Annotated in this window: 19 protein-coding genes; 10 read left to right on the top strand and 9 right to left on the bottom strand. The window is 65.7% G+C overall.

Features of this window, described 5'->3' with window-relative positions; translation table 11 throughout:
* Window positions 1-13 precede the first annotated feature (13 nt).
* The 4 genes from BMZ02_RS01730 to BMZ02_RS01715 all read right to left on the bottom strand — a co-directional run bounded on the left by BMZ02_RS01730 (window position 14) and on the right by BMZ02_RS01715 (window position 3,886).
* Window positions 14-760 carry an SDR family oxidoreductase gene (locus tag BMZ02_RS01730; protein WP_091639394.1) on the bottom strand — a complete coding sequence of 249 codons (747 nt, stop codon included), beginning with the start codon at window positions 758-760 and terminating at the stop codon, window positions 14-16.
* 94 nt (window positions 761-854) lie between these two features.
* Window positions 855-1,874, bottom strand: coding sequence for an ArsA family ATPase (locus tag BMZ02_RS01725; protein ID WP_091640359.1), 1,020 nt, complete (start codon window positions 1,872-1,874; stop codon window positions 855-857).
* Entirely contained in the window at window positions 1,874-2,197 is a 324-nt protein-coding gene (locus tag BMZ02_RS01720) for a cory-CC-star protein (protein ID WP_245753909.1), read from the bottom strand. Before BMZ02_RS01720 ends, BMZ02_RS01725 begins: the two co-directional genes overlap by 1 nt.
* Window positions 2,198-2,215: 18 nt before the next feature.
* Window positions 2,216-3,886, bottom strand: coding sequence for a carbon starvation CstA family protein (locus BMZ02_RS01715; RefSeq protein ID WP_091639391.1), 1,671 nt, complete (start codon window positions 3,884-3,886; stop codon window positions 2,216-2,218).
* A gap of 231 nt (window positions 3,887-4,117) precedes the next feature.
* On the opposite strand from BMZ02_RS01715, the gene BMZ02_RS01710 reads away from it, so the two are divergent.
* Complete coding sequence (locus BMZ02_RS01710) at window positions 4,118-4,990, top strand: alpha/beta fold hydrolase (protein ID WP_216110657.1); 873 nt, start codon at window positions 4,118-4,120, stop codon at window positions 4,988-4,990.
* Between the two features lie 2 nt (window positions 4,991-4,992).
* Here BMZ02_RS01710 and BMZ02_RS01705 read toward each other — a convergent pair whose 3' ends face one another.
* Together BMZ02_RS01705 and BMZ02_RS01700 are read right to left on the bottom strand one after the other, a co-directional pair.
* Window positions 4,993-5,484 (bottom strand): hypothetical protein, encoded by a 492-nt coding sequence (locus BMZ02_RS01705; RefSeq protein WP_091639388.1) that lies wholly within the window; start codon window positions 5,482-5,484, stop codon window positions 4,993-4,995.
* A gap of 49 nt (window positions 5,485-5,533) precedes the next feature.
* A complete protein-coding gene (locus tag BMZ02_RS01700) occupies window positions 5,534-6,760 on the bottom strand; it encodes an MFS transporter (RefSeq protein WP_091639386.1) in 1,227 nt (408 codons plus the stop codon).
* 183 nt (window positions 6,761-6,943) lie between these two features.
* Between BMZ02_RS01700 and BMZ02_RS01695 the strand changes: the two genes are divergently transcribed.
* Complete coding sequence (locus BMZ02_RS01695; RefSeq protein ID WP_171909763.1) at window positions 6,944-8,041, top strand: GGDEF domain-containing protein; 1,098 nt, start codon at window positions 6,944-6,946, stop codon at window positions 8,039-8,041.
* Between the two features lie 4 nt (window positions 8,042-8,045).
* Here BMZ02_RS01695 and BMZ02_RS01690 read toward each other — a convergent pair whose 3' ends face one another.
* A complete protein-coding gene (locus BMZ02_RS01690) occupies window positions 8,046-8,897 on the bottom strand; it encodes an SDR family NAD(P)-dependent oxidoreductase (protein ID WP_091639382.1) in 852 nt (283 codons plus the stop codon).
* 118 nt (window positions 8,898-9,015) lie between these two features.
* On the opposite strand from BMZ02_RS01690, the gene BMZ02_RS01685 reads away from it, so the two are divergent.
* Together BMZ02_RS01685 and BMZ02_RS01680 are read left to right on the top strand one after the other, a co-directional pair.
* Window positions 9,016-11,034, top strand: coding sequence for a putative bifunctional diguanylate cyclase/phosphodiesterase (locus BMZ02_RS01685; RefSeq protein ID WP_091639380.1), 2,019 nt, complete (start codon window positions 9,016-9,018; stop codon window positions 11,032-11,034).
* A 37-nt stretch (window positions 11,035-11,071) separates the two neighbouring features.
* Entirely contained in the window at window positions 11,072-11,965 is an 894-nt protein-coding gene (locus BMZ02_RS01680) for a substrate-binding periplasmic protein (protein WP_091639378.1), read from the top strand.
* 6 nt (window positions 11,966-11,971) lie between these two features.
* Here the strand turns inward: BMZ02_RS01680 and modA are convergent, their stop codons facing one another.
* A complete protein-coding gene (gene modA, locus BMZ02_RS01675) occupies window positions 11,972-12,763 on the bottom strand; it encodes a molybdate ABC transporter substrate-binding protein (RefSeq protein ID WP_091639377.1) in 792 nt (263 codons plus the stop codon).
* A 239-nt stretch (window positions 12,764-13,002) separates the two neighbouring features.
* Here modA and BMZ02_RS01670 point away from each other — a divergent pair, with 239 nt between their 5' ends.
* The 5 genes from BMZ02_RS01670 to BMZ02_RS01650 all read left to right on the top strand — a co-directional run bounded on the left by BMZ02_RS01670 (window position 13,003) and on the right by BMZ02_RS01650 (window position 19,774).
* Window positions 13,003-14,940, top strand: coding sequence for a DUF294 nucleotidyltransferase-like domain-containing protein (locus tag BMZ02_RS01670; RefSeq protein WP_245753908.1), 1,938 nt, complete (start codon window positions 13,003-13,005; stop codon window positions 14,938-14,940).
* Window positions 14,941-14,970: 30 nt separating this feature from the next.
* Entirely contained in the window at window positions 14,971-15,243 is a 273-nt protein-coding gene (locus BMZ02_RS01665) for a DUF4212 domain-containing protein (protein ID WP_091639375.1), read from the top strand.
* A 12-nt stretch (window positions 15,244-15,255) separates the two neighbouring features.
* The gene (locus BMZ02_RS01660; protein ID WP_091639373.1) at window positions 15,256-17,022 is read left to right on the top strand and encodes a sodium:solute symporter family protein; all 1,767 of its coding nucleotides are present in this window, start codon (window positions 15,256-15,258) and stop codon (window positions 17,020-17,022) included.
* A gap of 247 nt (window positions 17,023-17,269) precedes the next feature.
* On the top strand, window positions 17,270-18,289 hold the full coding sequence (locus BMZ02_RS01655; RefSeq protein ID WP_091639372.1) for a DUF294 nucleotidyltransferase-like domain-containing protein: 1,020 nt from the start codon (window positions 17,270-17,272) through the stop codon (window positions 18,287-18,289).
* Window positions 18,290-18,292: 3 nt separating this feature from the next.
* Window positions 18,293-19,774, top strand: a complete 1,482-nt coding sequence (locus BMZ02_RS01650; RefSeq protein WP_091639370.1) for a DUF294 nucleotidyltransferase-like domain-containing protein — start codon at window positions 18,293-18,295, stop codon at window positions 19,772-19,774.
* Between the two features lie 10 nt (window positions 19,775-19,784).
* On the opposite strand, the gene BMZ02_RS01645 is transcribed toward BMZ02_RS01650, so the two are convergent.
* The gene (locus tag BMZ02_RS01645) at window positions 19,785-20,018 is read right to left on the bottom strand and encodes a hypothetical protein (RefSeq protein WP_091639369.1); all 234 of its coding nucleotides are present in this window, start codon (window positions 20,016-20,018) and stop codon (window positions 19,785-19,787) included.
* Window positions 20,019-20,265: 247 nt separating this feature from the next.
* Between BMZ02_RS01645 and BMZ02_RS01640 the strand changes: the two genes are divergently transcribed.
* The gene (locus BMZ02_RS01640; protein ID WP_091639367.1) at window positions 20,266-20,643 is read left to right on the top strand and encodes a response regulator transcription factor; all 378 of its coding nucleotides are present in this window, start codon (window positions 20,266-20,268) and stop codon (window positions 20,641-20,643) included.
* Window positions 20,644-20,645 lie beyond the last annotated feature (2 nt).

The raw sequence follows: 20,645 nt of genomic DNA, 5'->3' as shown, positions 1-20,645 counted from the left end.
CCGCGTCTCCGGGTCACATCAAGCGCGCCGCGAGCGGCAACGGCAGGTTCCGCAATAACCAGCCGATCGGCGCCCAGGGCCATGCAGGCACGCTGGCGGTCTCTTTTTCCCGGTCGATGGCGCGCACCAACAGGCGGCAGCCCGTCTCCGCATCGATCATGAAGGGCGTCTTCTCCGCCTTTTCGTTGATCTCCGAGCGGATGAACCCCGGGAACACGGTCGTCACGCGGATGGGCGTGTTCCGCAGCTCCACGCGCACACCCTCGGCCAGCGCAGCGAGGCCGGCCTTGGTCGCGGCATAGGTGGTGAGGTTACGGGGCATGCCCCGCATGGCGCTGATGGAGGATACCGCAACCAGGTGCCCGTGATTCTGCTCCCGGAAGATTTCCAGGGCCGCTTCGAACTGGGCCAGGGCTGCGACGAAGTTGGTCTCGGCGGTCTGGCGGTTGGCATGGAAATACCCCGTGCCCAGGGGTTGTCCCTTGCCCATGCCCGCATTGACGATCACCCGGTCGATGCCTCCCAGCTGCTCACGGAAGGTCCGGAACACGGCGAAGACGGCATCGTGGTCACACACGTCCAGGGGATGGATGGCCACCCGCACGGCGGGGTTCTCCACCTCGAGCTCCTGGCGCAGCGCGTCCAGGCGATCGCTCCGCCGCGCACAGAGCGCGAGGTCGTGCCCCCGCGCTGCAAACTCCCGGGCCATTCCCCAGCCCAGCCCGGAACTCGCCCCGGTGATCAGAATCCGTTGTCGCATAGCTGCCCGTCATTCCACGCCCAAACCACCAGCATACAGTCGTGTATGTCTGCCGTTAAGGAAGCAACGCCCCAAGGAAACACGGCGCAATTCCCTAAAGGCCCTGCTCCTCCAGCAGGGCAGCGAGCGCGTCCAGGCTGGGCAACCCCTGGATGTCCTCGGCAAACATCGGTACCCGGACCGTATCGAGCCCGGTCAGCGTGGAATCGATCTCCTGGAGGTAGCGCTCTTCGCGCTCCCGCCGCCTGGCCAGAAAACTGCCATCGGCATCGGCGGGAATGACACGGTTCACGATGGCTCCGCGCACGGGGATGCTGAACTCCCGGAGCGCCTGCACCGCCCGTGCGGTCTCGAGAATGGGCAACCGCTCCGGCGTCAGCACGAACACGAACGAAGTGGTGGCGGCGTCGGTAATGACGCGGCGCGCACGGTGGAACAGCCGCCGGCGCTCCAGCAGTGTCTCCGCGATCCGCCGGGTGCGCCGGTCCATGCCTTCGAAAGGATCTTCCTGCGGGTCGTCGAAAGGAGTGGGGACATCAGCCCGCCCCTGCCCCGGTGTGAGGTGCTTGAGCACCTTGCCCAGTTCCTCGGAGCGCTTGTTGTGCGCCAGCAGCCCGTCGGTCCACGCCGCCATGGCCTCGGGCAGGCTCAGCAGGCGCAGGGTGTGCCCGGTGGGCGCCGTGTCGAAGATCAGCAGGTCGTACTCGTCCTCGGCACTGAGGATGATACTGGCGATGCGCTCCAGCAGCGCCGCCTCGGCCGCACCGGGAGAGTGACGCGCCATGTGCATCTGCCGTTCGAGCTCCTTGTGCATCTCGGGTGCGGCCAGCTGCTTCATGTGCTCGGTCACCGCATCCACATGACGACGTGCCTGTGCATCGGGGTCGATCTCCAGCCCCCAGAGGCCGGCGGTCAGCCCCGTGATCCGGTCGCCGATTTCACGATCGAACAGATCGCCCAGGGAGTGGGCGGGGTCCGTGGAGACCACCAGACACCGTTTGCCGCGATTGGCCGCGAGCACGCCAAGGGCTCCCGCGGTGCTGGTCTTGCCGACGCCCCCCTTGCCCCCGACAAAGACGACACGGCTCTCCCGCAATGACGCCAGCGCACCCATCAGCAGCACCGGAAATGATCGAGGGGGGAGCGCTCCATCCCCATCCGCTTGTGCCAGTCATGAAACCGTTCAAGCAGCAGGGGTTGAAGCTCCATGGTGTAGTAACTGGCCGGATTCGGCACGCCCATCATCTCCGAGAAGACGAGCAGCATGAAGAGATCGTCCTCATCCCGTCGCGCCCGGGCGATGGTGGCCCGGTACCGGGCCGAGTAGTACTCCTCCGCATAATAGGTGGCCGTACGCAGCCAATCGCGAAGGCTCTTGTGTCCGGATCCGCCCCGCGGCCGTTGGCCGCGGGGCGGGGTCTGCTCCTCATCAGTCATGATGAGTCCATCTCCACATCACGTGGCGGCTCTCTCACGGAAATGCTTCCGCAGCGCACTGACGCACTCGAGCAGCACCATGACCGCCGCCACCAGGATGACGATATCCAGGAACAGCAGGAACCAGTTGCCCTGCTGGTAGAAGTCGACCAGCTGGACCAGGAGCGCGAACAGCGTCATGACCAGCAGGAACGACAACGGCAACAGCGTATACCACATGGGGCGTGCCAGACGCACCACGATGACCGTGACCACCAGCAGCGTGAGGCCTGCCAGCAGCTGGTTCGTGGTACCGAACAGCGGCCAGATCAGCATGCCACCGGTCCCGTCCGCCCCGCCGGCGCCGAACGCCAGCGCCAGGCAGGCACCCACGGCAACCACGGTCGCCACGGGAACGCTCTTCAGGGCCGGAATGTTATAGATGGTGCCCCATTCCTGCATGATGTAACGCTGCAGACGGATCCCCGTATCCATGGTGGTACCTGCAAACAGCACCGCCATGACGGTGAGCAGCGTCACTGCAATGGCCTCCGACAGCCCGGTGCCCGTCGCAACGATTGCCGCACCGCCCTCCACGAACGCGTCCACGCCGCCCTCACCGAATTCGGAGTACAACTCCCGCCACTCGCCCAGAGTTGCGAAGCCGGCCGTGGTCGCAAGGATGGCCGCCAGTGCCAGGGAGCCCTCACCGATCGCGCCGAAGTAGCCAACGAACCGGACGTCCGTCTCCTTATTGATCTGTTTGGAGGTTGTCCCGGACGACACCAGCCCGTGGAAGCCGGAGATGGCACCGCAGGCGATGGTGACGAACAACAACGGCAACAGCGATGGCGTCCCTTCCGGCACGGCGGTGTTGAACGCCGGCGCGACGATGGTCGGGTTCGAGATCAGGATGGCCGCATACACCAGACCGAGGCCGATGAACAGCTGCAGCCCGTTGATGTAATCGCGTGGCTGCAGCAGCACCCAGACCGGCAGCAGCGATGCAATGGCCGCATACAGGAACAGCAGCACGATCCACTGGCTGTTCTGCGGCAGGCCCGCCACCGTTTCCGGCAGCTCCACGGGCACGTTCGGCCCGATGCCGATCAGCGCATACAGCGCGACCACGCCGATGATGGACACCGCGAGCAGGTTAATCTTGCGGCGGTAGATCAGCTGACCAATGATCAGCGCCACGATGATGGCCCCCCACACCGGCACCACCGCGGACGGATTGGCCACCAGCAGGTTGGAAATCACCACCGCGAACACGGCGTTCACCATCAGCAACACCAGGAAGATGATGACCATGAACAGGTTGCGCGCCCGTTCGCCGATCACATCACCGGTGACCGCACCGATGGAACGGCCCTTGTTGCGCACACTGGCCCAGATGGCGCCGGCATCATGGACACCCGCAAAGAAGATGGTGCCAAAGACCACCCACGCGAACGCGGGCCCCCAGCCCCAGATCACGGCCACGGCGGGCCCGACGATCGGGGCGGCACCCGCAACCGAGGTAAAGTGGTGCCCCCAGAGGATGAACCGGTTGGTCGGGACGAAGTCGACCCCGTCCTCCTGAGTATGGGCCGGGGTCTTGAAATCCGGGTCGAGTTTGAAGATGTATTGAGCAATGAAGCGTGAGTAAAAGATATAACCACACGCCATTGCTGCGAGACCTGACAGCAAGACAATGATGGCACTCATTCCCGTCTCCTAATCCAGCTTCGGGCTTGTTGTCGTTTTCAGGGCGGGCCCTTGCGCGAAGTATCGCAGCGTCAACCACCCTTTGTCTTGCTGCGACGCGTCACGGGATCGGGCCACTCACTTGACCGCGCGAATGCACTCAGTTTCCCCGTCGGTGGCGCGACAAAAGCGGGTCTGTTCCGATAGGCTTCCGGAGGCATCGACTTGTCGCAAAAGGAGAGTGGCGTGCATTTGTCCGAACCCAGATTCATCGACACCAACCGAGGTCGTTTCGCTTACCGGGTGGCCGGAGACCCTGACGGCGCACCGGTGGTCATGCTGCACGGCTGGCCCGAGAGTTCCTACTGCTGGGAGCCCCTGGTCTCGCGGCTGCCCGAAGGCTTCCGCGTCATTGCACCGGACCTGCGCGGGCTCGGCGACAGCACCCGCAGCGGCGAACCGGATGCCTACGCCAAACAAGCCCTCGCCATGGACGTGATCGACCTGCTCGATGTGCTGGGCGTCAACGAATTTCAGTTGATCGGCCACGACTGGGGCGGCGTTGTGGCGCAGGAAGTTGCAATTGCCATCCCCGAGCGGGTCCGGCGCCTGGTGATCATGAACATCACCCTGATCAACAACGCCCGCGGCAATGCCGAGGCCATTGCAGCCATCCGCCAGAAAGGCGCCCGCCACCAGTGGTACCAGCACTTCCAGCAACAGCCGGGGCTGGCGGAGGCGATGATTCCCGGGAACGAACGGGTCTGGCTGAGCACGTTTCTGCAGTGCTCGGACGGCTCCCCCTTCCCTGCCGATGCGCTCAATGAATACGTGCGCTACTACAGCCTGCCGGAGACGCCGCGCGCCGGCGCCAATTACTACCGTGCCATGGGCATTGACCAGAAACGCTGGGAGACGCTGTCAGACCACGTCTACCCGATGCCGTCGCTGTATGTCCACGGCAACCGGGATCCCGTGGTCATCGCGGCGTTCCTCAACCATGCGGAATCCTGTTTCCGGGACCTGCGCATCGAGTCGGTGGCTGCCGGGCACTTTCTCCAGGAGGAAGCACCGGACGCCGTCGCCGGCCACATCCGTGCATTCCTGGAGCCCGCGGGCGCGTAGCGTCACTCGTCCGGCGCGGCGTCACGCCACTGTTCGGCGTCCAGATCGGGAACCGTGACCATGGCAACCGCCTCGATCCGCAGGATGGGGCGGTCCATTCGCCGCAGGCGCTTGCGGTAGGCGGCAACGTCGCTGTCCCGTTCACACGCCTGCTCGACCTGGTCCAGCAACCCCGTGACCACGTCGGCGGGGTCGAACAGCCGTGGCAGCGCGATCCAGTCCCGGCCCAGATGCCAGAGCGTGGGCGCGGCAAGCAACAGCACAGCCAGAACGGCGATCAGCGCCATCTGCGGCGCCAGCATCGCGAGCAGGCCGCCGAACGACAGGTAGACACCGGCCTGCGCCGCAAGCGCCTGGAGATGGCGCCGGCGCTCGCGCTGCAACCCCGCAATGCCCTCCTTGCCGGGCGGGGGCTGCCGGTTGATGATCCAGTACGCAAACCGGGACGCCACCTGGTCGGCAAAGGGCGGCTTGCGCCGGGCCAGAAATCGCATGGGGTTTCGGTCCTCCGTCGCTGCAGTCGTGGTATCAGGGGTGCAGAGGTTAGCACTTCGGGGACGACGTCACCGGCTCGGGCGTATAGGAGCGAACCCGCCAGCTCAACGCGACCCCCACGGCAATCAGTACCGCACACAGGGCGAACGTGAGCCGGAAGTCACCGGTCCAGTCGATCACCACGCCGGCGCCCACCGGCCCCGCCAGCTGCCCCGCCGCCATGAACACCGTGACGAAGCTGACCGCCAGGGGTGCCTCCCGGGCACCCACATGCTCCGTGGACGCCGCCAGAACGGAGGTGAACACGCCAGTGACGGCGATCCCGAGAATCACGTAATGGGCGGCAAACCCCGCCAGGGTCGGCGACAGCACCGGGATCAGCATCCCCACCAGGTAAAGTGCCTTGGAGAGCAGCAACGCCGTGCCACGACCGATGCGATCCGATATCCAGCCCCACAGCAGGCCGGAGAAAATGCCGATCGCCCCCATGAGCGCCGCCAGCCGCCCGGCCACCACGCTGGCGACACCCGACTCCAGCGCATAGCTGTACATGAAGACCACCTGCACGATGTAGGTGGTCCCCAGCACGCCGTAGATGAGACCGATGATGATCACGTGCCGGTTGCGGAACACGGCGGCGCGATCGACGGGCGCCGCCTTCGCTGCGCCGGACGTGGCAACCGGCGGATCACGCAGGAACAGCATCACCGCCATCAGCACCAGCGCGCCGCCAACGGCGAACGCCGCCCAGGTGACACGCCAGCCCGCCTCGCCGAAAACAGCGGGCGCCAGGGGCACGAGCATCCCGGCCACCAGCATGCCGGCACCCACGCCGCCGTTCAGCATGCCGATCACGGCGCCGCGCTGCTCCGGAAACCAGGTGGACAGCAACGAGACCAGCGGTGTGTAACCGAAGGCGGTGCCGAAGCCCAGCAGCGCCATGAGCAGCAGCAGTACCCGGTAGTCCGAGGCAACGCTCAGCCCCGCGAACCCCACGGTCACCAGCACAACGCCGATCAGGACCGTATTACGACCACCGAAACGCCCGGCCGCGAAGCCGGCCACCATGACCAGGCAGAGGTAGCCCAGGGCTGTAACCGTACCCAGCATGCCCGCCTGCTGGTATGACAACCCCAGCGATTCCCGCATGGGCGGCACGATCAGCCCGTACGCCAGGCGCGCGAACACCAGTACGACCACGGTCACCAGCATCCCCGTGCCGACCATCAGCCAGGCCGGTGGACGCCCCGTGCCGTGTGTGACCGCCTCCCCCATTCGGGCCCCCTGCAGAAAACGCGTAGCATTGCACCGGCCGGGGGCAACCTCAAGCCGGCCACGGCAGGGGCATGGGCACCGCAGACGCACCAGCGTTGCCGCAAAATGCGGCAACGTTCATGGAAAGTCGACTGGTTTTGGTGCATTTTCCATACATCTTGCATTACAAGCGAACGCGGGGCCATGACGTCAGAGCGCATTGACCAGGCCATGGAGGGGCCGCGCGATCTTACCGGCGATCCCGGACGCTGGCGGTATGCCCGCGTCCTGCGGCCTATCCTCCTGTTCGGCGCCAGTGCGCACGCCCTGTTCCTGCTGCTGTTCGCCCTGCTGGACGTGCCGGTGCTGGTGGCCTTCAACACCGCCAGCATTCTCCTGTATCTGCTGCTCACGTATCTCGCCCCACGCGTGGATCCCCGCTGGCTGGTTCTCACAGCCATGGTGGAGGTCCTGGCCCACGCCTGGCTGGCGACCCATTACGTGGGCTGGGTGTCGGGTTTTCATTTCTACCCACTCATCCTCATCCCGCTGATCGCGTTCCTCACGCGGTTCACGGTCGTACAGCGGTGCCTGCTGATCCTCCTGACCACCGCGCTCTACAGCGCCATGGCACTGGCCTACACCACCGCCGGGCCACTGGTCCCGTTGCCCGACGCCGTGGCGCCCTGGCTCAGTGCCATCAACGCCGTGTCCGTGAGCATCGGCATGAGTGTGTTCATTCTCTTCTATGCCGTCGCAGTTCAGAACGCCGACGACCTGGTGCGCTCCTCCCAGGAGCGGCTCAAGCGCCTCGCCGCCACGGACCCGCTGACCGGGCTGCTGAACCGGCGCAGCATGGACGCCCACCTCCAGCGTGTAGTCGAGGGCCGTGGCCCCGCCACCCTGCTCCTGGGGGATGTGGACAATTTCAAGCAGATCAACGACGTGTTTGGTCACGACACGGGCGACCGGGTTCTGGAGGCAGTCGGCGAGGCGCTTCGCCAGGCGGCGGCAGACCGGGCACTGGTCGCCCGCTGGGGCGGTGAGGAGTTCCTCATCCTGGTCCCGGATGATGACGGCACGCAAGCGGACGAACTCGCGGCACGCATCCGGAGGTTGGTGAGCCAGTGCCGGCGAGACCGCCACCGCCCGCTCACCATGAGTATCGGTATCACCAGCCTGCGGGCCGGCGACACCGTGGCACGCTTCGCCAACCGGGCCGATCAGGCCCTGCTGGCGGCAAAGCGCGCCGGGCGCGACCGCGTGATCACGGCCTCCAGCGCCGGCGCCGCCGGCACCTGATCGCTTACTTGCCGGCCAGAGTGTCGAAGACGGCCGTCTCGCGATGTGCCGCGTCCGCCCGCGCACGCACAAGCGCCTTGATGCCCCGATGAGGGAAGACGTAGAACTGATCCGCTTCCACTGCCGCCAGCGTCATTTCGGCAATGGTGTCCGCCGGGATGCGGCCGTGCTCCACGGCATAGCGCAACTCGTCACTGCGACGGCGGCGCGCCTCGCTCATGGGCGCAGTATCGGCGAGTGCCGCGGGGCGATTGCGTTCGGAGTCTGCAATCGGCGTCGGGAAGAAGGCGGGCGACACCACGGTCACCCCGATCGACGCGTCCACATCCCGCAGGTCCAGGGCCAGCGTCTCGGACATGGCGACAACGGCGCACTTGCTGGCGTTATAGATGCCGCTCCCCGGTGCGTTCACCCAGCCGGCGGCCGACGCCGTGTTCACCACATGCCCTTCACCCTGCGCCAGCATGCGCGGCACGAACGCCTTGATTCCCCAGGCAACACCGTTCAGGTTCACGCCCAGCACCCACTGCCAGTCCGCTTCCGTATGCTCCCAGAGCGGTCCGTTGACGGCGACCCCCGCATTGTTGAAGAGCACATGCACCGCGCCAAACCGGGCAAACACCTCTTCGGCAAACGCAGTCACCGCCTGAAGGCTGGAGACGTCCAGCGGATACGCGGCGCAATCCACATCCGGCGACTCCGCGGCGATCAACCGCCGGGTCTCCTCCATCCCCGGCTCGTCCACGTCACCCAGCACCACCGTCATGCCGCGGCGGGCACAGCACAGCGCCAGTTCACGACCCAGCCCGCTGCCACCTCCGGTGACGACGGCCACGCGGTTCTGCAATTGCTCCATTCCTCTGCTCCTGTGGTGATTGCCTCGGCCCCACTATTACGGGATGCTATAGCTTGACACGAATGGCAGGCGGTTCGCGTCTCCGGTGCGATAACGCTTACAGCAAGGGGCAGACTGCATGCAGTTCCCGGACTGGGTCAGGCATCGCCGCCTCAGCGTCAAGCTCGTGATCGCCATCGTCCTGCTCAGCTCGATGGTCACCCTGGTGGTGACGTCCATCCAGGTCCTGATCGAATACCGCCGGGACGTCCACGGCCTGGAGCAGGGGCTCAGCGACGCCCGCAGCAGCTTCTCCCGGTCTCTGGGCGCCAGCCTCTGGGCCCTGGACGAAAGCCAGCTTACCCTGCAGCTCCGCGGGCTGCACCAGTTGCCGCACGTCGACCGCGTCGAGCTCACCGGCGACATGGCTCTCTCCGTCGGGGAACCGGACGGCTACACGCACCGGCACGAGAAGACGTTCCCGGTGTCGCACAGGACGGCGGACGGCGTGCGGCATCCACTTGGTGAAGTGCGCATCGACGCCAGCCTCGCCGCCATCCACAGCCGCCTGTGGGACAGGCTCACGGTGATTCTCGCCTCCCAGGCATTCAAGACGTTCGTGGTTTCTACGATCCTGCTCGCACTCATCTACTACCTGGTCATCCGCCACCTGCAGTCCCTGGCGGGCCACGCCAGGGCCATCCGGCTGGAACGACCGGCCGACCCCGTCCTGTTGTCGCGCCCGGAGCACGGCTTCATGCGCCCGGACGAGCTGGACGACGTGGCCAGCGCCATGAACCATGCCGTCAGCCGGATGGCCCAGGATATGAGGGACCTGCGCGCCGCGGAGGAACGGCTGGACTACCGCACGCACTTCGACATGCTGACGGGGCTGCCCAACCGACACCTGATGCAGCAACTGCTGACCGCGACAATCGGCAGCACGGGCGAGCAGGCCTGTGCCGTGGTGCTTCTGGATGTGGACCGGTTCAAGGCCGTCAACGAAAGCATCGGGCCGGAGGCCGGTGACGACGTCCTGCGCACCGTCGCAACCCTGCTGCGCGAATCGACCCCCGCCGATTGGCAGGTGGGCCGGTTCGGCAACGACGAGTTCGTCATTGTCATCCCCGGCGCCTGGCGCGCCGCCGATCTCCGCTCCCGGACCGGACAGCTGTTGCAGTCACTCGGCGCCAACGGCAAGGCGAGCCATCTGGCGCTGCCCCTGTCAGCCACGGCCGGAATCGCGCTCTGCCCCGAGGCGGGTCGAACGGCACCGGAGCTGCTGCGCGCCGTGGACTCGGCACTGCAGGCGGCAAAGCAGCAGGGTGCCGGCAGCGTTACGGTGTATGACCCGATGGTCCAGCAGGAGACCAGGCGCCAACTCATGCTCGATGCAGACCTGCACCGCGCGCTGGCCAACGGGGAGTTCCACCTGCTCTATCAGCCGATCGTCGACCCGGCCACCGCCACTGTCGTTGCCGTGGAAGCGCTGGCCCGATGGGAGCATCCGGATCAGGGCACCATCCCGCCCGATACGTTCATCGGTCTGGCGGAAGACAATGGGCTGATCGTGCCCCTGGGGGAATGGGTGCTGCGCCAGGCGCTGGCCGACATTCGCCGCCTGCGCGCGTTGCCGGGCCGCAGTGCGCTGCGCACTTCCGTCAATGTATCGCCTGCGCAGCTGGTGAACGGCGGATTCGCGGCCATGGTGGAAACCGCACTCGCCGAAAAGGCGCTCCCGGGCGACGCGCTGCAACTGGAAATCACCGAGCGCACCTTTCTCACCAATGTCGCCCGCTCCCGGCAGGCGCTGCAGCGCATCGAGGCGCTGGGTATCAAGATCACCATTGATGACTTCGGCACCGGCTATTCCGCGCTGAACCAGCTCAGGCGCCTGCCCGTGAACGGCCTGAAAATCGATCGTGCGTTCATCCGGGACATGCTTGAAGATCCACAGGACGCGCAGCTCGTACGCGCCATCACGTCCCTGGCCGACGGCCTCGGGCTTGAAGTCACGGCCGAGGGCGTCGAGACCGACGAGCAGCTGCAGCTCCTGCGCGAGCTGGGCTGTGACCTGGCCCAGGGATTCCTGGTGGGACGCCCGCAACCCCTGTCCGACCTGATGACCCACCTCGGCCATAGCCATGACCATGCGTAGCGCCGCCGTGCTGCGCTGGCCGTGTCCCCGGAGAGTCATGGCCGCCCTGCTCCTCGCAGTGGCCGCCGCGAACGCGGACGCAAGCCAGTCGACGCTTATCCGCCACCAGCCCCCGGATGCGGTGGATGGGGATGAGCGCGACGACTACGCAGTCCGTCTTCTGGAGCTCGCCATGGCCAGGACCGAGCACGACCACGGCCCCGCCAACCTCCACGCCATCGCCGTGCATATGTCCCAGGACCGGGCGATCCGGGCAATGCGCGACGGCCGCTACCTGGACGTGTTCTGGGGCATGACCAGCCGGTCCCGGGAGGAGGCACTCCTGCCGGTTCGCATTCCCATGGCGCAGGGGCTGCTGGGCGTGCGCGCACTGGTCGCCCGCGAGGAGACACTGCCACGCCTCGGCGCCGTGGACTCAATTGATGACCTGGCTGCATTCTCCATGGGGCAGGGACACGACTGGCCGGATACGGCGATTCTCCGGCACAACGGGCTGCAGGTCGCCACATCATCGACCTACTACAGCCTCTTCCGCATGCTGGACGCCGGGCGCTTCGACCTGTTTCCGCGCGGCGTCATCGAGCTGCAGGCCGAAGCGCGGCTCTACGAATCATTCAATGTCAGGCCGTCCAGGGATGTGGTGCTCGCGTACTACGCACCGAACTACTTCTTCGTCCGCCGGGACAACGAGGCGCTGGCCGAACGCATCGAGACGGGGCTACGGCGTGCCATGGCGGACGGCAGTTTCAGCGCGCTGCTGAGCAGTCACCCCAGCACCCGCTACGCCCTGGACCTGCTCACGCTCTACCAGCCCCGCGTGCTGGCACTGGACAATCCGGGGCTCCCGGAAGCGACGCCCATCGACGAACCGGCGCTGTGGCACAGGCCCGTCTTCGACAACCTGTATCAGCCCCCGGACCAGCACCCGTGACCGCGGTCACTCCTCCGCGGGCGGTTCGAAACCGTGGTCCTGAAGGATCGCCTGCCCTTCATCACTCAGAATGAAGGCGTAGAAGGCGTCTGCGGGATTCTCATCACCGTTGCCATCAAGCAGCACCATGCGGTGGTTGATCGGGTCGTGCAACTCGGGCGGCACCGGCTCGGCATTGCCCCGTTGCTGCAGGGCGCGCTGTCCCGCCAGTGCAGTGGGCACAAGCCCCGCCTGCGCCGGGCCGTTTGCCGCCATCCGCGCGGCGCGGGCGGCATTCTCTGCAACCGCCACATGGTCCTGCATGCCGCTCCACAGATTGATCTCACGCAGCACATCCCGTGCCGCACGCCCGTAAGGCGCTTCTCCGGGATCCGGAATCGCCACACGGCCCAGACGCTTTCCATCCAGCGCAGCGGCCAGCCCCTCAAGCCCGTTCGCCGCACGCAGCGGCGCCCCCTGGCGCACGAACAGGGACAGCCCGCCGGTCGCGTAGCGCTCCCCCTCGTCATCGATCACGTCCTCGTCGACCAGTCGCTCGATCGCGCGCTCATCCGCAGCCATGAATACGGCGTAAGGGGCGCCGCGGCGGATCTGCCTGGCCAGCGCCCCGGAGGCACCGAACGACACGCGCACACGGGCATCGTTGTTGCGCTCGAAGGTGGCAACGAGATCCTTCATGGCGTAATGCAGGCTGGACGCCGCCGCTACCCGGACGCTGTCCTGGGCGCCCGCCGTCGTGCCCCCCGAGGCCAGAGCCAGACCCATGACCGTTGTCAGAAATGCTCGTCTCGCGCCCATGCCGTCTCGCTTCCCGTGGTTGATGACGCCGAGTATGCCCAATCACGCACTGCCACACTGTCGATCAGTACACGTTGTCACCGCTCGGTGGCACCGTTACCTTGTGCCACATTCTGTTACTCCCGGTAACACAGTGCACTTTGCTGTGATGCGGTAACACGCTGATTTAATGAAACATCCCGGGTGGCACCGGTTGTGCATTGACTCAGTTACCCAATTTCAGCGGCCCAGAGAATGCCGTGAGCAGAGAACAGCACACCAGCGCGGGACCGGAAGCAGGCCAGGGAGACGAGCTCTCCACGGTCGTTGATTTCCTGCGGCGTCATCCCCCGTTTGACCGCATGGAGCGCCAGGATGTGCAGCGGATGGCGCTGCGGCTGGAGCACAAGCGCTACCCCGCGGGAACCCGCATCGTCGAGCCCGGCAGCGGGCCGACGTCGCGGCTGTTCATCGTCCACAAGGGACGCGTGCGCGGCGGCATCGCCGACAGCCCCACCGGCGGCGACAGCGACACCTGGGAGCTCCTCCCCGGCGAGTGCTTCCCCGTCGGCGCGCTGCTCTCGCGCCGGCCTGTGCGCACGGTTCACGAAGCCGCCGAAGAGACCGAATGTTTCGAGCTCGAGTGGGAGGATTTCAACGAGTTTCTCGAGACATCACGCGTATTCAACGACTTCAGTACCCACCGCCTGTCGGTGCTGCTCAATTCCATGAAGCGCGAGGTCCAGGCGGATGCCCTGCGCGGGCTTGGCGGCGACACCTCCCTCAACGTCACCCTCGGTGAGCGCCTGCGGCGGCCTCCGGTGACCTGCGAGGCCGGCACCCCGGTGCGCACCGCGCTCGAGCGCATGCAGGAGCACCACGTGGGCAGCATCGTGGTGACCGATGACCGCGCACGCCCCAAGGGCGTGTTCACGCTGCGGGACCTGCTCACCCGTGTGTCGATTCCCGGCGCCTCCCTCGACCTGCCCATGCAGGACGTGATGACACCGAACCCGGTGTGCATCCCCCGCTCGAGTTTCGCCTTCGAGGCGGCCATGATCATGGCGGACAACGCGATCCACCACGTCTGCGTGGTCGATCGCGGGCGCCTGGTGGGCGTGATCTCAGAGCGTGACCTGTTCTCCATGCAGCGCGTGGGTCTGGTCAATCTCAGCAAGGGGATCGCCCGGGCCGACAGCGTGCGCGACCTCGCACGTCTGCGCGACGACACCCACCAGCTCGTGGATCAGATGATCGCCCAGGGCGCCCGCGTCGGGCAGATCACCCAGATCATCACCCTGCTCAACGACCAGATCACCCGCCGCATCCTGGAGCTCTGCACCCGGGACGCAGACGGGCTGCCCGATGTCTCCTATTCCTGGATTGCCTTCGGCAGCGAAGCGCGCCAGGAGCAGACCCTGAAGACCGATCAGGACAACGGCGTGCTGTTCCGGACCCCCGAGGGGAGCACACCGGATGAGGTGCGCGCCGCACTGACCCCGTTCTTCCGCCAGGTGAACGAAGCCCTGGACCAGTGCGGCTATCCGCTGTGCAAGGGCAACATCATGGCCAGCAATCCGGACTGCTGCCTGAGCCTGGAGGAGTGGCAACAGCGCTTCACCCGCTGGATCGAACAGGGCACGCCCAAGCACCTGTTGCAGGCGTCGATTTTCTTCGATTTCCGTACCATCGACGGGCCGACCGAAGACACCGAGCGGCTGCGTCACTGGCTCCTCGACAAGACCGCCGGCAACAGCCGCTTCCGCCGGCAGCTCGCCGCCAACGCCCTGCAACTGCGCCCGCCCCTGGGCCTGTTCCGGTCCTTCCGGGTCAGTTCCCGCGGGGAGTATCGCAATACCCTGAACCTCAAGCTCAACGGAGTGACACCCTTCGTTGATGCGGCGCGCATTCTCGCGCTGGCGCACCGACTGCCGGCCACCAACACCATGGAACGCCTGCGCATGGCTGCCGAGGCGAGGATCGTCGATCCGGGCGACGTGGCGGCGTGGTCGGAAGCGTACGACTATATTCAGATGCTGCGGATGCGGAAAAACCAGCAACAGCGCGCCACGGGCGAACCTCTCAGCAACCGTGTGGACCCGAGCGAACTCAACGACCTTGACCGTCGGATTCTGAAAGAATCATTCAGAGAAGCGAGGACGTTACAAAGCAGAATCGAAAGCGATTATCAGCTTTAGAAAAGCTGTATCACCACAGGAGGAGAAACCATGTCGGAACAGACAGATCTTCAAAAAGAAAGAAGTGCGTACTGGCGCAAGAACCTGCAAATAATCGGCGGCTGTCTTGCCGTCTGGGCGATTGTCTCTTTCGGCCTCGGCATCGTGCTTGGGCCTGCCCTCAATAACTTCTCCATTGGCGGGTATCCCCTGGGCTTCTGGTTCGCCCAGCAGGGGTCAATTTATACCTTCCTCATTATCATCTTTTTCTACGCCTGGCGTATGAACAAGCTTGATAAAGAATTCAATGTCGACGAAGAATAAGGGGCAATCACAATGAGTTTGCAAGTTCTCAGCCTAATTGTCGTGGGCATGACCTTTGCCCTTTACATCGGCATTGCCATCTGGGCCCGAACCGGCAGCACTGCCGAATTCTATGTTGCCGGCAAGGGGGTCAACCCGATCGCCAACGGCATGGCCACGGCCGCCGACTGGATGTCCGCCGCGAGCTTCATCTCCATGGCGGGCCTCATCGCGTTCCTGGGCTACACCGGGGGCGCCTACCTCATGGGCTGGACGGGCGGCTACGTCCTCATGGCCCTGCTCCTCGCACCGTACCTGCGCAAATTCGGCAAGTTCACGGTGCCGGAGTTCATCGGTGACCGCTTCTATTCCAAGGCGGCCCGAATCATCGCGGTGATCTCGCTGCTGGTGATCTCGATCACCTACGTTATCGGCCAGATGCGTGGTGTCGGCATCGCGTTCTCCAACATCCTGAACGTGCCGCTCACCGCCGGGCTGATCTCGGGCATGGTGATCGTGTTCATCTACGCGGTGTTCGGGGGCATGAAGGGGATCACCTACACCCAGATCGCCCAGTACTGCGTGATGATCTTCGCCTATACCGTTCCGGCGGTGTTCATCGCCTTCCAGCTCACCGGCAACCCGCTGCCGCAGCTCGGCCTCGGCTCGGAACTGACCGGCGATAACCGGTACCTGCTGGAAGCGCTGGACCAGACCCTGGTCGATCTCGGCTTTGACCCCTACACCGGGGTGGCGGGCATGAGCATGACCAACATGTTCCTGCTCACCCTGTCGTTGATGATCGGTACCGCTGGTCTGCCCCACGTCATCGTGCGGTTCTTCACGGTGCCGCGGATCCGCGATGCGCGGAAATCCGCCGGCTGGGCCCTGGTGTTCATCGCCATTCTGTACACCACTGCTCCGGCCGTGGGCGCCATGTCCATGTGGAATTTCATCAACACGATGCAGCCGGGCGAAGTGGGTGACCCGGAAGGCAACGTCCTGCTTGAGGAAATGCCGCAGTGGACCGAGCGGTGGCAGGAAACCGGACTGCTCGCGTTCGAGGACAAGAACGAGGACGGCCGGATCCAGTACTACAACGACGAGAACGAAGAGTTCGCCCAGATGGCCGAGGAAGAATGGGGCTGGGAGGGCAACGAGGTCACCACGCTGGACCGTGACATCATCGTTCTCGCCACCCCGGGCATCGCCAACCTGCCCAACTGGGTGATCGCCCTGGTGGCAGCCGGCGGTATCGCCGCGGCCCTGTCCACGGCAGCAGGCCTGTTGCTGGCCATCTCGTCCGCCATCTCCCACGACCTGCTCAAGGGCGTGATGATGCCATCCATCACGGAGAAGGGGGAGATGCTCGCCGCCCGGCTCAGCATGGCAGGTGCCATTCTGTTTGCCGGCTACCTCGGGTTGAATCCACCAGGGTTCGCGGCAGAGGTGGTGGCGTTGGCATTCGGGTTCGCGGCAGCAAGCCTGTTCCCGACCCTGATGCTCGGCATCTTCTACCGGAAGATGAACAAGGCGGGCGCCATCGCCGGCATGCTGGCCGGCCTCGGCTCCACGGCCCTGTACATCTTCATCTACAAGGGCTGGTTCTTCTTCCCGGGTACGGCCATGCTGCCGGACTCCCAGGAATACTGGCTCTTCGGCATCAACACCGGCTCCTTCGGTGCCATCGGTGCGCTGATCAACTTCACGGTGGCGATCATCGTGGCGAAGATGACCACGCCGCCGCCGCAGGAGATCCAGGAGCTCGTGGAAAGCGTGCGCGTGCCCCGGGCCGACTGACCCGGACACGCACCCGGCCAACCGGGGTGTGGAGTGCTACGATGACGGCATCGGCACAGCCACACCCTGGCCGGGGCATCACAACGGAAGGCCCGCCCCTGGCGGGCCTTTTTTTGTCCGGGGTGTTGGATTTGACCGGGTGCCGGAGAACGGAGAACGGGGGCGTAACCTGCGTAGGGTGGACCTTCAGGTCCGCCATGTACGGAGGCAACCCGCCTCCCTTCAAGGCGCTGTCACGGGGACGGGCATGAAACGATTCCTGGCGGATATCACCGCGGCCCACACCACGACTGCCGTCGCGGCAACGGCGGCCCGGCTGCCACAGATCCAGAGCCGCCTGGTGGATGCCGGGCTCGCAGGCGTGCAGCAGGGCCGGGTCATGACGTGGCTGATCGATGCCCTCACCTGCCGACTGATCGCGCTCGCCGAAACGGAACTCGGTCCCCCGCCGGGCCCGTACGCATGGCTGGCGTGCGGCTCCCAGGGCCGCCAGGAGCAGACGTTCCACACCGATCAGGACAACGCCCTGATCTTCACCGACGGCCTCTCCGACGACGCAGACCGGTGGTTCGCCCGCCTGGGCGCCCGGGTTACGGAGGGGCTCTCCGCCTGCGGCATCAGCCACTGCGCTGGCGGCGTGGGGCCGCATAACGGAGAGTGGCGCCGCACCGTCACTGGCTGGCGCCACGCGTTCATGGACATCATTCGCCACCCGGAGACGCGCTCGGTGATGCTGGCCTCCCACTATTTCGACCTGCGCTGCGTCCACGGCGACGCACAGCTTCTCGAGCAGGTGCGCCAGGACGCGTTGGCCGAGGCACGGGCGAATCGACTCTTCCTGGCCCGGGTGAAACAGAACGCGCTGCGCAGTCGCGCCGGCATCGGCGCCTTCGGCCGGTTTCACCTGCAACGCCGCGGGCCGGCCCGCGGCACCCTGGACCTGAAACAGCGGGGTCTGCTGCCGATCGCGCAACTCGCCCTGGCCCATGGCCTGGAAGCGGGAACGACGGCACTGTCGACGCCCGACCGCATTCAGGCCGCCCGCGACGCGGGGGTTGTTTCCACGGCCAGCGCCAGGGACCTGAGCACGGCATTCGCCGCAATCACGGACCTGCGCTCGCGCGTGCTCCGGGCCCAGCTACGCTCGGGCGAGCCACCGGCGAATACTGTCGACCTGAAGCACCTGGGCGGACTGGAGCGAAGCCACCTGCGCGCATCACTCGGGGTGATCCGCCGCGCCCAGACCGCGCTCGAACAGGGGGTGTAATCCATGACCTTCTCGGTGCCGTACCTCAGCGTGTTCCAGCAGACGGCCGGCGACCTCATGGGCCCGGCGCTCTGCCGCCTGCAACGGGATACCCCCTGTGGTTCGGCGGTGCAACAGCTGGCTGACACCGGGCAGGGCTGCGCCGTCATCGTCGATCGCGGGCAACGGGTGCAGGGGCTGCTCACGCGCGCCGACGTGATCCGCCGTGTCGCCTGCAGGGTGAGCGCCGACACCCCGATCGACGAGGTCATGAGCCGGCCGGCACTGATTGCCACCACGACCATGCCCGCGTACCGGGCACTGGCGGAACTCCAGGCAAGGCGGGAGCGATGGGCCCCGGTCGTCGACGCGTCGGAACGGCTGCAGGGGCTGTTCGATGCCCAGACCGCACTGGCTCACGGCCTGCCCGCCGCGCTCCAGCGGCTCGCCGCAGTCACCGGCCCGGCCACGGACCAGGGACTGCGGCGCTGCCGGAACGGTCAGGCACACATCATCGACGGGATGGCCGCCGAAGGCGCCTCGGCCGCCGCCATGCAGCGCATGCTGGCCAGCCTGAACGACGACCTCCACGCCCGCGCCGTGGAAATGGGGGTGAATGGCATGGCGGAGGATGGCTGGGGACGTCCGCCCGTGGCGTTCGCCATGATCGTCATGGGCTCCTCGGGCCGTACCGAGAGTTTTCTCGACCCCGACCAGGATAACGGCTTCGTCATCGCCGACTACCCCGACCAGGACCACGGTCAGATCGATCGCTATTTCATCGAGCTCGCCCGGCGCACGACACGATCACTGGATGCCGCCGGCATTCCACTGTGCAAGGGCCACGTCATGGCGACAAACCCGCTCTGGCGCAAGACGCTGCCACAATGGCAGGATCAGATCCGCCGCTGGCTGCGGCGGCGCAGCGAAACGGGCTTTCTACAGAGCAACATCCTGCTGGACTGCCGCGGCGTGGCAGGCGACATGGCGCTTGCCGCGGAGCTCCGGGATCACATGGTGGCCCAATTCGCCGCCTCCCGCAGCTATGTCCGCAGCCTCACCCTGAATGAGTCCACGCGCGGTGTCGGGCTCGGGTGGTTCGACCGGCTGATCACGGAGTCCGAAGACAGCGCCCACCCCGGCGAACTGGACCTGAAGCGGCTCGGCCTGATGCCGATCGTCGAGGTTGCCCGCCTGTACGCTACCGCGCACGGCATTACCGCGTGCGCAACCCACGACCGCCTGGACGCCCTTGCGGAAGCCAACGTGCTCTCGGGTGGCGATGTCGCGGCACTGAAGGATGCACACGAATTCATCGCCGGCCTGATCTTCCGCAGACAGCTGAACGACATTGCAAGAGAAGCGCGCCCCGGGAAGCACATCACGCCAGGCGCCCTGACCCCGGCAGAACAGGACAGACTGGTCACCAGCCTGAAATCCGTTCAGGGCATGGTCAAACGCCTGGCACGGGATCTGGTCGGGCCGGATGCCCCTGACGGGGGCTGAAGCGGGCCGGTTACTCCCGCGATCTGCGGTAGGCCAGCAGCACGAACCGGACGTTGTAGGCCAGGCCGATGGCCAGCGTCAGGCCGCCGGTCACGGCAAACAGGATGAACAGCCCCGGGATGCCCATGAGCTGACCACTCCACAGGGAAATGATGCTGATGACGGCAAGCGGAATCCCGACTTTCATCATCCGCCGAAGCCATGGATCCGCGGAAATACTGCCGACGTCGACACCGTCACCCATGAAGGCCCTCTTTCCTGCTGATGCACTGGCATTTCATGTTAATTGTGGCTCTGTTCCCGTTCAAGCAGATTCGCTCCACAATTCACTACGGTGAAACCCGTGTGTTTCGGCGGATATTCTCCAGCGGCATTCCGGACACCGCATCCATACCCCGCCCGGTGAAACAAATCGATCGTTATGGTAACTTTTCCCTCTGAACAAGAGCCGGAGCCCACGCGGCATCCAGCCCCGGAGGAGGAGAAGCCCCATGGATCAGTCCGTTCTCATCGTGGATGATGAGCCGAATATCATTCTGTCGCTGCGCTTTCTCATGAAAGCCGAGGGATACCGTGTCCGGGTTGCCCAGGATGGCAGCGAGGCCATCGCCGCCGTACAGCAGGAGGCGCCGGATCTCGTCCTCCTGGACGTCATGCTGCCGGGCCGCGACGGTTACCAGATCTGCGAAGAGCTACGCCGCATGCCAGCCTGCGCCAACACGCGGATCATCATGCTGACCGCCCGCGGCCGCCCGGTGGATGCCGAAAAAGGGTTGGCCACCGGCGCCGACGACTACGTCAGCAAGCCGTTCTCGACCCGGGATCTACTGCGACGGGTCCGGGATCTCCTGCCCGTCGCGGCGGCGTGACG

It is taken from the genome of Aquisalimonas asiatica (assembly GCF_900110585.1).
GTDB classification, from domain to species: domain Bacteria; phylum Pseudomonadota; class Gammaproteobacteria; order Nitrococcales; family Aquisalimonadaceae; genus Aquisalimonas; species Aquisalimonas asiatica.
The sequence above is the reverse complement of the archived record's forward strand: the minus strand, read 5'-3'. Positions and strand labels throughout refer to the sequence as shown.